A 13,177-nucleotide genomic window follows, 5' to 3' on the forward strand; every position below is an offset into this window, starting at 1 on the left:
TTAATTGTAGATTGCCGCCTTTTTCTTTTGAGAGAGGCGGTTTTTTTAATTATAGATTTCAGTGCCGAAGCTTCGGGATTAGAATTTGGATTTTAGTCCCGAAGCTTCGGGATTAGAATTTGGTCCCGAAGTCTCGGGATTAGAATTTGGAATTTGAAATTTGGATTTCAGAATTTGATTTTTAAAAATCCTTACGATTGATATTTTTTCAATAAATTGTAACAATAAAATAAAATAATCCACTAATGTTGTATTACGATTCCAAAAATCATATAATCAAAAGAACTATGAGAAAAAAAGCACTTCAATTATTACTTTTTAGTTTTCTTTTTCTGGCACAATATGGCTTTTCGCAAGACCTTTTTATGCCAAGAAATATTGAACAGGCTTACGCTAAAGGAACACGCTCCGCCGACGGGAAACCCGGTAAAAATTACTGGCAGAATCATGGTAAGTATACCATGGAACTTACCGTTAATGCTGATACTAAAATAGTAAGCGGAACTGAAACTATTGTTTATGAAAATAACAGTAATGATACCTTAAGAAACCTGCCAATACGATTTGTCAATAACCTGCACAAACCATCTTCGCCAAGAGGAGGAGCGGTAAGCAATGATTTTTTGACTGACGGATTAACGATTACATCTCTTAAAGTGGAGGGCGAAGTGTACAATGAAGATGCAAAAAGCTGGGGAACTGTGGGAAATGTAAAATTGAAAAAACCAATACTTCCTCATAGCAAAATTACAATTAACATAGATTGGAATTACCCATTGTCTAAAGAAAGCGGAAGAGAAGGACAAATTGACGATACTACTTTCTTTGTCGCTTACAGTTACCCGAGAGTTTCTGTTTTTGATGATTATAATGGCTGGGACAGACTGCCTCATACAGACCGTCAGGAATTTTATAACGATTTTAATGATTATACCTATTCTGTAAAAGCACCAAAAAATTATGTAGTTTACGCAACAGGAGATTTATTAAACCCTGATGAGGTTTTGCAGCCTGAATTTTCTGCCCGTTTAAAAAAATCCTACACAACAGATGAAATACTTCATATTGCAAACGAACAGGAAATGAAAAGCGGTGCCGTGACTAAACAATATGACTGGAATGTATGGAAATTTGAAGCTAAAAATATTTCAGATGTTTGTTTCGGATTAAGTAATCATTATCTGTGGGATGCAGGAAGTGTGGTTGTCGATAAAAAAACAAATCGTCGTGCCAGTATTCAGGCAGCATACGATGTAAAAGGGACTGATTTTGTAAACTCAGTCAAAAATAACCAATACGCTTTAGATTATTTTTCTAACAACTGGCCCGGAATTCCATATCCGTTTTCTAAAATGACTGCTTTTCAGGGTTTTGCCGATATGGAATACCCAATGATGTGTAATGATTCGCAAATGAACGATCCTGTTTTTGCCCAATTGGTTCAGGATCACGAAGTAGCACATACGTATTTCCCTTTTTATATGGGAATCAATGAAACACGCTATGCTTTTATGGATGAAGGCTGGGCAACAACCTTCGAATATTTAATCGGAATTGCAGAACATGGTAAAGAAGCTGCAGATAAATTTTATAAAGAATTTAGAGTTGCCAATTATATTAATGATCCTTCAACAGAAGAAGACCAGCCGATAATCACTATGTCTACGCAAGTTTCAGGACCGGGTTACGGAAACAATTCATACGGAAAAGCGTCTCTTTCCTATATCGCCTTAAAAGACTTACTTGGAGATGATTTATTTAAAAAATCATTACATGCTTACATGCAAAACTGGAACGGAAAACATCCGATTCCGTGGGATTACTTTAATTCAATAAATACAGCTTCAGGAAAAAACCTGAACTGGTTTTTTAATAATTGGTTTTTCACAACTCATTATATTGACCTTTCCGTTAAAAATGTTGATGCTAAAAGTATTTCGGTTCAAAATGTGGGTGGTTTTGCAATCCCGTTTGATGTAAATATAATTTACACAGACAACTCAAAAGAAACTTTACATCAGACACCTGCGATTTGGGAGAAAAACCAAAAAGTGGCTACTATTGCTTTGAAAAAGCAAAAACAAATAAAACAAGTTAGTATTGATGGGGGAATCTTTATGGACGCCACACCAAAAAATAACGAGTGGAAAAGTAAATAACAAATTAAAAGCCGGTTTTCATAAATCGGCTTTTTGTATATTTTTTTAAATTGGGTATATGTGTAACTTTTTGAATATTAGTAATTTGAAAAGTTTTTATTTCGTTTTAGTAGATTTTTTTTGGTGTAAAAGCCTAAAAACATAATAATATAACAATAATTAAGTTATGTTTACGAAAAATTTAAAAGCCCCCAGTTTAAATGAAAAAATACATTACGATTGTTATTTTATTATTGACGTTCAAAAATTTTGCCCAAAACAACCCAAAAGAAGCATTTCAAAAAAGCAGGTACGAGTTAGCACTTTCCCATTATAAAAAAGGCGAAAATACCAAAGCTCTTGATCTTTTTTCAGTAGCATATAAAATCAATCCTGAAAACGAATTCGGTAAACAATCTATAGAAAAAATAGAGAGTTTGAAGAATGTTTTAAGAAAAGATTTTATAAGTAAAATTGTCGGAACCTGGTATTTTACAGGAGATAAGCCTTCGTGGGCCATTCATGCAGAAGATGATAAGACATTTACTAAATTGATTGAAGTCAGTGAAAACAAGATTGCATTTTACGAACAGGATAAAAAAACGAAAGTAAAAAAACTTATAAAAACCGAAGATCTGACTTTTTATGATAAAGATAAATCAGATCCTTTATTTTCGGCAATAATCTTATCAACTGGTAATATTTGGCTGTGTTCTGTAAATGAAGATTCAAGAGTACTGCATGCTGTTAACATAGCAGAAAAAGATCAAAACGGTACTAAAAAAATCGACACGGATAATAAGGAACGATTTTACACTAAAGCATTATAAGATGCATATTCTTCTTTGCATTTTATAAATATTAATTTAAGAATTTATAAAAGACTAAGAATATGATAAATAATAACTTTACCGGAATTTCTGCAAAGAAAATCCTGCTGCTTTCTGTTTTAGTTTTTGTAACAAGTTTAGGATTTGCGCAAAAAAGCAGAAAAATTGAGATTGGAGCTGTTGACAGTATTTTTTCTAAAACTTTAAATGAAAACAGAAAAATTCTGGTTCACCTTCCCAAAAGTACCCAGCATACCGGTTTTGCCAGACAAAAATATCCGGTTCTCTATTTATTAGACGGCGACAATCATTTTAGTTCCGTAGTCGGAATGATTGAACAGTTGAGTGAAATCAACACGTTGTGCCCGGAAATGATTATAGTAGCAATTCCGAACACAAATAGAACCAGGGATCTTACCCCTACACATATTGGTATTGACCCTCCGTTTGTTAATAAAGATTTAAGCGATCAGTCGGGAGGCGGCGAAAAATTTACGGAGTTCATGGAAAAAGAATTAATTCCGTATATAGACTCAAAATACCCAACAACACCATACAGAACATTAATCGGACATTCTTTTGGAGGATTGACCGTTATCAATATCCTGGCCAATCATACCAGTTTGTTTAATTCTTATATCGCAATAGATCCAAGTATGTGGTGGGATCATCAGAATTTTTTAAAACAGACTGAAAAAACATTAGAGACCAAAAATCTAACCAATGTTTCTTTATTTTTAGGTATTGCAAATACGACCGGAAGCGATATAGGACTTACAAGAGTTAAAAAAGATACCACCGTAATTACAAAACACATTCGTTCTATTCTGGATTTAAGTGATTTTTTGACTAAAAACAAAAAAAGCAATTTAAAATACGGGTACAAATATTATAAGGATGAAAGCCATGGTTCTGTACCATTAATTACAACTTATGACGGGCTTCGTTTTATCTTTGATTTTTATAAGTCAACACTTACTGTTGCAGAAGAAATAAATTTTAATAAAGAGGTCCTTTCTAAAATAGAGAAACAATACCAGGATATTTCCAGACATTTAGGATATAAAGTAAAATTGCCGGAAGCTTTGGTAAATAACTATGGCTATCGTTCCATGTCAAACAGAAATAACGAACTCGCCGGATATTTGTTTAAAATGAATGTAACCAACTATCCTGATAGCCCAAATACGTATGATTCTTTGGGAGATTTTTACGTAAATGTGGGAGATAAAGAAAATGCAATTGCAAATTATCAAAAAGTACTCGACTTAGATAAAAATTTTCCTGAAACAAAAGGTAAACTGGACAATCTTCTAAAATAATTTTATTCAATGGCCATCAAAGAAATAAAACCCTCAGATACATGGCAGATCAGGCATGAGGTAATGTGGCCTGATCAGCCTTTTGAGTATGTGCAGTTGGCTGAAGATGATTCAGGTTTGCATTTTGGTTTTTTTATACATGAAAAATTAGTTTCTATCGTTTCCTGTTTTATTTCTGATGATGAAATGCAATTCAGAAAATTAGCAACGCTGGAAGAATATCAGGGAAAAGGAATAGCTTCTGAACTACTGAATTTCATCTTTGAGCTGGCAAAAGAAAAAGGGGTAAAAAAAATCTGGTGCAATGCCAGAAGCAATAAAACTTCTTTTTACCGGAAATTTAAAATGACAGATACACAGCAGATTTTTGTCAAATCCGGACAGGAATATACTATTATGGAAATTCTGTTTTAACAGAAAATTCTCAAATAAATCAATTCTATTTGTTAAGTCATTGAACTATTTTAGCTTTTTGTCTTTAAAAGCTAGTTTTTTTCTATTAAGATTAAGCCGAAAAATACAATAAATTAAAATGAAAACGTTTTCGTTTGCAGGTTCGTGTTAAGACTTTCTTATTTTATTTTTTTTATTCCGATCTTTTATTACTTTCGCACTCAAATGAGAAAGATAGTCGTTTTTTTAGTATTTATGAATTTCCTTCTGCTTGGCGGAGGGCAATATCTTAATGCAGAAAATCAACATAATCCTCATCACAATCTTGAGCGAAGACACCACGTAAAATTCACCAGTCAGGAGCAGGGAAATTCTATAATAGAAGATGCCGATTTAGATCTTGATGAAGAATTTCTTGGTAATGATCTTAAAGATCAACTTACAAACAAATTTTTTGCAACAAATTATAGCTTAATAGATAATTTGTATTTGACACTCTCTTGTCAAATTATTGTAAATTCTTATAATCTTTTCGAAATTTTAGGGCCTTCTTGTGGCCAGTCAAATCCTATTTATATTACTCAGAGAGTTTTAAGAATATGATTCTACTTATTCATCGGTTACCAATAAGCGTGATCATGTATAAGTGCGAACTGTATTTTTAGGATACTTTTTCATTCTGTCTTTTCACGTTTTATTCTGGCGACTGATTTATTTATTTCAGACCTAAGGATTCTCTGTATTCTTAGCATTCATTCGCTTAATTTCCATTATTATATCATGAAAAGAATCGTGTTAACGGGCTTATTTGCCTTGTTGTGCTTAACGAGTTGTACATCAAAAAAAGAAGAAAAAGAAGAAGTTGAAAAATTTACTGTCACCAATCCGGTAAAAATAGATACTTCGTTTACCAAACAGTATGTTTCCCAGATTAAATCTGTACGCAACATCGAAATCCGCGCTCAGGAAAAAGGATTCCTGCAAAACATTTATGTTGATGAAGGCCAGTTCGTAAAGGCAGGCCAGTTATTGTTCAGAATCATGCCCAACATGTATCAGGCAGAATTACTAAAAGCCCAGGCTGAACAAAAATCAACAGAAATCGAATTGCAAAATGCCAAATTACTGGCAGACAAAAATATCGTTTCTAAAAACGAATTAAGTGTTGCCCAGGCAAAATTGCAATCTGCAAAAGCAGAAGTGGCCCTGGCAAAACTTCACTTATCATTCACAGAAATCAGAGCTCCGTTTGACGGAACAATCGACAGAATTCCGTTAAAATTAGGAAGCCTTATTGATGAAGGAGAATTATTGACAAGCCTTTCAGACAACAGTCAGATGTTTGTTTATTTCAATGTTTCAGAACCTGAATACTTGCAATATGAAACAGATGTAAAAGACCGTGCCGATAATAAAGTCAGCCTGGTTCTGGCCAATGGCGAAACCTTTAAAGAAAAAGGAAAAGTAGAAGTTATCGAAAGTGAGTTTAACAACGAAACCGGGAACATTGCTTTCAGAGCAAGATTCCCTAACTCAGGTAAATTGCTTAAAAACGGAGAAACAGGATCCGTTCAGATGCTGGTGCCTCTTAAAAATGCTATTGTAATTCCGCAAAAAGCAACTTATGAAATACAGGATAAAAAATATGTTTTTGTTGTAGATAAAAACAATAAAGTAAGTTCAAAAGAAATTACTATAACAGGTGAAATACCTGATTTGTATGTGATTAAAACAGGAGTGACTGAAAATGACAAAATTTTACTTGAAGGCGTTCAGAAAGTAAAAGAGAATGACAAAATTAAATACGAATACCAGTCTCCTCAAACGGTAATTAATCATCTGCGAGTAAAAGCAGAATAAGGTTAATAGGTTTAATCATTAAAAAAATATAAAAATGTTTAATAAATTTATACAAAGACCTGTTCTGTCGATAGTAATATCGCTGATAATTGTCTTTTTAGGGATATTGTCAGTATTGAATTTACCAATTACCCAGTTTCCTTCTATTTCTCCCCCTATGGTAAACGTTACGGCGGATTACCCGGGATCGAATGGAGAGCTGATGATCAAATCGGTTGTTATTCCGTTAGAAAGAGCTTTAAACGGAGTTCCCGGAATGAAATACATGACTTCTGATGCCGGTAATGACGGTGAAGCAAGTATACAGGTAGTATTTAACTTAGGTACAGACCCTAATCAGGCGGCGATTAATGTACAAAACCGTGTGGCTTCGGTAACCAATAAACTTCCTCCATTAGTAGTGAGAGAAGGTGTAAAAATTACCCGTGAAGTTCCGAGTATGCTGATGTACGTGAATCTTTATAGTACGGATAAAAATACCGACATGAAGTTCTTGTACAACTATGCAGACATCAACGTATTATCAGAATTAAAAAGGGTAAACGGTATCGGGTCAGGAGATATTTTGGGAACACGTGAATATGCAATGCGTATCTGGCTTAAACCGGATCGTATGTTGGCATACAAAATATCTGCAGATGAGGTAATGGAAGCATTATCAAGTCAGAGTCTGGAAGCTTCTCCGGGTAAAACGGGAGAAAGTTCAGGTAAACGTTCACAGGCATTCGAATACGTATTAAAATATTCAGGACGTTTTACCACTAAAGAACAATACGGAAACATTGTGGTCAGATCAAATCCTAACGGAGAACTTTTGCGTCTGAAAGATATTGCCAATGTTGAATTTGGAAGTTCGATGTATGATATCTATTCAAATTTGAACGGAAAACCATCTGCGGCAATTGTATTGAAACAATCTTTTGGAAGTAACGCCAATCAGGTTATTGAAGATGTAAAAGCAAAACTGGAAAAAATCAAAACCAAATTTCCAAAAGGAATGGATTATGAAATCTCGTACGACGTTTCGAAATTCCTTGATGCGTCTATCGAAAAAGTAATTCACACTTTGGTTGAAGCTTTTATCCTGGTTGGATTAGTAGTTTTCCTTTTCCTTGGAGACTGGCGCTCTACAATCATTCCGGCTATTGCGGTACCGGTTTCATTGGTTGGAACATTCATTTTCATGACGTTCTTCGATATTTCATTGAACTTAATTACCTTATTTGCACTGGTATTGGCAATTGGAGTCGTCGTCGATGATGCGATTGTTGTCATTGAAGCCGTCCACGCCAAAATGGAAGAAGAACATCTTTCTCCGCTTAAAGCGACCAAAAAAGCGATGCATGAGATTGCAGGAGCTATTATTGCAATTACATTCTTAATGGCGGCAGTATTTATTCCGGTTGCGTTTATGTCCGGTCCTGTCGGAGTTTTCTACAGACAGTTCTCGATCACTATGGCAACTGCGATCATACTTTCGGGTATTGTGGCTTTGACGCTGACACCGGCACTTTGTGCGATGATGTTAAAAAATAATCACGGTAAACCCAAAAAGAGAACGCCTGTAAATATATTTATAGATGGTTTTAACAACAAGTTTAATCTTGCACAGGGTAAATATCAGAATGTATTAGGTAAAATCGTAAACAGAAGAGCTGTTACCATTATTGCTCTTCTTGCATTTTGTGCAGGAACATGGCTAATAAGCAGCACGGTTCCTTCCGGATTTATTCCGAATGAGGATCAGGGAATGTTTTATGCCATTATTCAGACGCCTCCGGGTTCATCATTAGAAAGAACAAATAATATTGCAGAAAAACTGCAAAAAATATCCGAAAGTGTAGAAGGAGTAAAATCTGTTTCTTCACTGGCAGGTTATGAGATTCTGACTGAAGGTACCGGGTCTAATGCCGGAACCTGTCTGGTGAACTTAGAAGACTGGAATGACCGTAAACAATCTGTACAGGAAATCATGACAGAACTGGAAGAAAAATCGAAAGATATTCCGGGTGCTAATATCGAATTCTTCCAACCGCCTGCAGTACCGGGATATGGAGCAGCAGGAGGATTTGAGCTTCGTTTACTGGATAAAACAGGTTCAGGGGATTTCAAAAAAATGGAAGCGGTAAACAAAGAGTTTGTAGAAGAACTGAACAAGCGTCCGGAGTTATCCAACGTATTTAGTTTCTTTAGTGCCAGTTTTCCTCAGTATATGATGAAAGTTGACAATGATGCTGCTCAACAAAAAGGGGTTTCGATCGAAAATGCGATGAATACCTTGTCAACTCTTGTGGGTAGTAACTACGAAATTAGTTTTATCAAATACGGAATTAACTATAAAGTAATCGTTCAGGCTTCTCCGGAATATCGTGCGCAGCCAGATGATATTTTGAAACTTTATGTGAAAAATAACCGTGATGAAATGGTGCCTTTTTCTGCCTTTATGAAATTAGAAAAAGTATATGGTCTTTCAGAAATTACAAGACACAATATGTACAATTCTACAGAGATTAGTGGTGGAGCTGCGCCAGGATATAGCTCCGGAACAGCGATTAAGGTAATTCAGGAAGTTGCGGCTAAAAAACTGCCAAGAGGATATGATATTGACTGGGCAGGTATTTCTGCCGATGAGGTTGCACAGGGAAATCAGGCCATTTGGGTATTTCTTATCTGTTTAGGGTTTGTGTACTTAGTTTTGGCAGCACAGTACGAAAGTTTTATTCTGCCATTATCAGTAATCCTTTCGTTGCCGGCCGGTATTTTCGGAGCTTTCCTTTTATTAAAACTAACAGGATTAGAAAACAATATTTACGCGCAGGTTGCAATGGTAATGCTTATTGGATTACTGGGTAAAAATGCGGTATTGATTGTAGAGTTTGCCATTCAAAGGCATGCTGCAGGAAAATCAGTTTTAGAATCGGCTATGGAAGGTGCCAAAGCAAGGTTCCGTCCAATCCTGATGACATCGTTTGCTTTTATCGCAGGATTATTGCCGCTTGCTTTTGCTACCGGACCTGGTAAAATTGGAAACAGAACGATTGGTACAGCAGCAGCAGGAGGTATGTTGATCGGAACGATTTGTGGGGTGTTTGTAATTCCGGGATTGTATTACATATTCGGACGAATTGCAGAAAAACACAAATTAGTAAAACATGAAGAAGAAAATCCATTAACAGAAGAAATTGACAACAATCATGTATAAATTCAAGTTACAATATGGTATTGTGCTGGGTCTTTGTCTTGCAGCGGTAAGCTGCAAGGCTCCTCAGGCCACAGCCGAAACTCAAACTAAAGCCGCTGTTCCTGAGACTTACACAGACAGCAAGGACACCACAAACATGGCGGCTATTCCGTGGCGTCAATACTTTAAAGACCAAAATTTGGTAAATCTTATCGATACCGCACTGAAAAACAATCAGGAATTAATGATCACTTTGCAGGAAATTGAAATTGCAAAGAATGATGTTCGCATACGAAAAGGCGCTTATCTGCCAACTGTTGGTGTTAGGGCGGGAGCAGGAGTAGAGAAAGTAGGAAGATATACAAGCCAGGGGGCTGGAGATGCTTCTACCGAAATTAAACCGGGCAAAGAAACGCCGGATCCGCTTGGCGATTTTGTGGTTGCCGCTTATGCAAACTGGGAAGTAGATATCTGGAAAAAACTGCGCAATTCTAAAAAAGCAGCAGTAAGCCGATATTTGTCTACAGTAGAAGGAAAAAACTTTGTAGTAACCAATCTGATAGCAGAAGTGGCTAATTCGTATTACGAGTTATTAGCACTTGACAGTCAGTTGGATATTGTAAAACAAAATATCGAATTGCAATCCAACGCTTTAGAAATAGTAAAAATACAGAAACAGGCAGCCAGAGCTACTGAATTGGGAGTACAGAAGTTCCAGGCTGAAGTTATGGATTCTAAAAGCAAGGAATTTGCAATTCGTCAGCAAATAAAAGAGACGGAAAACAGGATAAACTTTTTGGTGGGTCAATATCCACAGGAAATTAAGCGAGATAGAAACAACTTTTTAAGTTTGTTGCCATCAACTGTAAATTCTGGAATTCCGTCTCAATTATTGCAAAACCGTCCTGATATTAAACAGGCAGAAATGGAACTAACAGCTGCAAAACTGGATGTAAAAGTGGCCCGCGCAGAATTTTATCCTTCATTGGATATTTCGGCTGCAATTGGGGTAAACGCTTTCAATCCGTCTTACCTGTTCACGTTTCCGGAATCACTTTTGTATTCATTAGCCGGAGATATTGCTGCACCTTTAATCAACAGAAATGCGATCAAAGCAGAGTTTAGCAATGCCAATGCCAGACAGCTTCAGGCGTTGTACAATTATGACCGTGTGGTTTTAAATGCTTATATCGAAGTTTCAAATGAGCTTTCTAAAATCAGTAATTTAGAAAAAAGCTTCGATTTAAAGTCACAACAAGTAGCAGCTTTAAGTACATCAATCGATGTTTCAAACGACTTGTTTAAATCTGCAAGAGTCGATTATTTCGAAGTTCTGATGACACAGCGTGATGCTCTGGAATCTAAACTGGAATTAATAGAAACTAAAAAAGATCAACTAAATGCTGCAGTCAATGTTTATAAAGAACTTGGCGGTGGCTGGAAATAAAATTGGTTATTATTTGTAGGTAAAAACCTTTCGGAAGTTCGCTTTCGAAAGGTTTTTTATTTTAAGAAAAAAAGAGTTATAGTTTTAGGAGCTGATTCTGCTGTCCGCTATATCTTTTGCGGCGAACACCGCCAAAAAAGGATGCCGCTACCATCAGGGCTAGGGCACTCGTTTCCATAAAAAACTTTTGGTAACTATTAAGTCGATTTATCCGAATTAAATAAATATTTGGTTACCAAAGTAAAGAAAACCAAAATGTTTAATGTAGTAGAACCAATTAAGGTTATGATGATTTCGTCGGATAAATTTAATTTACCAAGACCTTTCCACATTAGAATAAAGAAAATACAGATACACCAAATACAGGTAAAAGAGAATATCAATTCAGCATATCTTTTTCTTTCAATCATGTTCTGATTGGAGTTCTGAATATCCGAACGGTGTTTCTCATAAGAAATAAATTCGGCAATAGATACAGAACTTGCCGGGGCATTGGCAATATCATCAATAAGCCCGCCTATATTAAAGCCTCCCATTATTCTTTTATAGGGGTATTAACAAATTTCTTGAAATAGTTGATCATAAGATCATTAGATATTTCTTTTTCATTGTTTCTCTTCGCTTCTGTCCATGGAGATTCAGGAAGATGTGTCCAGTTTGATAACTGGATGGCATTAAGGTTTTTAGCCACTTCCAAAGCAAATTCTACAACATCGTCGGCATTTTTGTCGAGCTCTTTGTGCTGATTCATAGAATAACTCAGTGGAATTTGTTTTATAGCAGCGTTTCCGTAAGTTTTAAATTCCTGATAGACAGATTTAATTACCGGACCATATGGCCAGACCTCAATTGGCTCCTGAATTAACGGAACGCCATTTTTTGCAAGATATAATCCATTAGCAATAAACAAAAGTTTTTGTAGAGACATATTAGAAATCTCAATGTTTTGCTCTTTTGCCCGTTTCAGTATTTCACCGGATAAAAATATTGCTGATTGTGCCATTCTAAAATTTTGTTTTAATGGTATACATTTATATACTAAAATATAAATCTGATTTTAACAAAGTTAGTAAATTTATTTTAAACCACTATTTCTATTGAAAAACTGTATCTGATTGGTTTCTAATATCCAAAATTCCCAAACCCGAAAAACATTTTACGAAATTCTGTCGGATTTACGCCTCTGTGTTTTTTGAACATATTATTAAAATGGCTTTTATCGGTAAAACCAAATTCGGCTGCAATTTCATTGATACGCATGTTGGTATTTAGCAATCGGTTCTCAATTAATTTGAGTTTATAATTGGTTTGATATTCCTGAAGAGTTTCATTGGTATGTTTACGGAAAAAACGCGCCAGATAGGTTTCAGAGATTCCGAATTTAGCACTAATATGCCCGCCTTTCAGTTTTTCAGGATTATAAATATTGGCTTGCACATATTGCAATATCCGAAGGATTTTCGGGTCACTCTGATTATTTATTTTTTCCGGAAGTGCCATCATAATATTTCTTGCCACAATAACCAGTAAGGTATTGATATATTGAGAAAGCAATTCCTTATGATACAGCCCTTTTTTGTTGTGTTCTCTTATTATGGCCTCAATAATAGGATGAACAATAATTTTGTCGTCGTCCTCTTTTAAGATACAGCCTGGTTCGTGAGAAGCATTTTTGAGAATAATTTCTATTTGTTGTAATAGTTCCTGCTGATAGGCCCCGGTTACATAAATATTATTGAACCGGATAAAAAACAATTGCGTTGGTTCTTCAAAATCCAGACTATGCAAATCTTCCGGTGTTATAAGGAACAAATGGCCGGCTTTGTACGGAACTGTATTACTGTTAATACGCTGCGTTCCGCTGCCCTGAACAATGTAAACAAGCTCAAAAAAACTGTGCATATGTTCGCCTCTCGGGCATTCTTCCATTAATTCTTTTAGAACCAGTTCAAAAGGTTCATATAATACATCGTTTACCATAACAACAAAATACACTTTTAGGGCTT

The 13,177-nt window shown here is 35.5% G+C and carries 11 protein-coding genes; 8 read left to right on the plus strand and 3 right to left on the minus strand.

Features of this window, described 5'->3' with window-relative positions:
* Positions 1-287: 287 nt before the first annotated feature.
* From DCO46_RS04710 to DCO46_RS04745, 8 genes are all read left to right on the plus strand, one after another.
* Complete coding sequence (locus DCO46_RS04710; RefSeq protein ID WP_116751448.1) at positions 288-2,159, plus strand: M1 family metallopeptidase; 1,872 nt, start codon at positions 288-290, stop codon at positions 2,157-2,159.
* Between the two features lie 200 nt (positions 2,160-2,359).
* Positions 2,360-2,968, plus strand: coding sequence for a tetratricopeptide repeat protein (locus tag DCO46_RS04715; RefSeq protein WP_116751421.1), 609 nt, complete (start codon positions 2,360-2,362; stop codon positions 2,966-2,968).
* A 62-nt stretch (positions 2,969-3,030) separates the two neighbouring features.
* The gene (locus tag DCO46_RS04720; protein ID WP_116751422.1) at positions 3,031-4,290 is read left to right on the plus strand and encodes an alpha/beta hydrolase-fold protein; all 1,260 of its coding nucleotides are present in this window, start codon (positions 3,031-3,033) and stop codon (positions 4,288-4,290) included.
* Positions 4,291-4,299: 9 nt separating this feature from the next.
* Positions 4,300-4,704, plus strand: a complete 405-nt coding sequence (locus tag DCO46_RS04725; RefSeq protein WP_116751423.1) for a GNAT family N-acetyltransferase — start codon at positions 4,300-4,302, stop codon at positions 4,702-4,704.
* Positions 4,705-4,908: 204 nt separating this feature from the next.
* On the plus strand, positions 4,909-5,286 hold the full coding sequence (locus tag DCO46_RS04730) for a hypothetical protein (protein WP_116751424.1): 378 nt from the start codon (positions 4,909-4,911) through the stop codon (positions 5,284-5,286).
* A gap of 177 nt (positions 5,287-5,463) precedes the next feature.
* Positions 5,464-6,543: an efflux RND transporter periplasmic adaptor subunit gene (locus DCO46_RS04735; protein ID WP_207784947.1), complete on the plus strand. Its 1,080-nt coding sequence runs from the start codon at positions 5,464-5,466 to the stop codon at positions 6,541-6,543.
* Between the two features lie 34 nt (positions 6,544-6,577).
* Entirely contained in the window at positions 6,578-9,745 is a 3,168-nt protein-coding gene (locus DCO46_RS04740) for an efflux RND transporter permease subunit (protein WP_116751426.1), read from the plus strand.
* Positions 9,738-11,171, plus strand: coding sequence for a TolC family protein (locus tag DCO46_RS04745; protein WP_116751427.1), 1,434 nt, complete (start codon positions 9,738-9,740; stop codon positions 11,169-11,171). Before DCO46_RS04740 ends, DCO46_RS04745 begins: the two co-directional genes overlap by 8 nt.
* A 197-nt stretch (positions 11,172-11,368) precedes the next feature.
* On the opposite strand, the gene DCO46_RS04750 is transcribed toward DCO46_RS04745, so the two are convergent.
* The 3 genes from DCO46_RS04750 to DCO46_RS04760 all read right to left on the minus strand — a co-directional run bounded on the left by DCO46_RS04750 (position 11,369) and on the right by DCO46_RS04760 (position 13,151).
* On the minus strand, positions 11,369-11,707 hold the full coding sequence (locus tag DCO46_RS04750) for a hypothetical protein (protein WP_116751428.1): 339 nt from the start codon (positions 11,705-11,707) through the stop codon (positions 11,369-11,371).
* Entirely contained in the window at positions 11,707-12,174 is a 468-nt protein-coding gene (locus DCO46_RS04755) for a Panacea domain-containing protein (RefSeq protein ID WP_116751429.1), read from the minus strand. Before DCO46_RS04755 ends, DCO46_RS04750 begins: the two co-directional genes overlap by 1 nt.
* A gap of 119 nt (positions 12,175-12,293) precedes the next feature.
* The gene (locus tag DCO46_RS04760; RefSeq protein WP_116751430.1) at positions 12,294-13,151 is read right to left on the minus strand and encodes an AraC family transcriptional regulator; all 858 of its coding nucleotides are present in this window, start codon (positions 13,149-13,151) and stop codon (positions 12,294-12,296) included.
* Between the last annotated feature and the right edge of the window lie 26 nt (positions 13,152-13,177).

This window comes from Flavobacterium sp. HTF (genome assembly GCF_003105115.1).
Taxonomy (GTDB): Bacteria; Bacteroidota; Bacteroidia; order Flavobacteriales; family Flavobacteriaceae; genus Flavobacterium.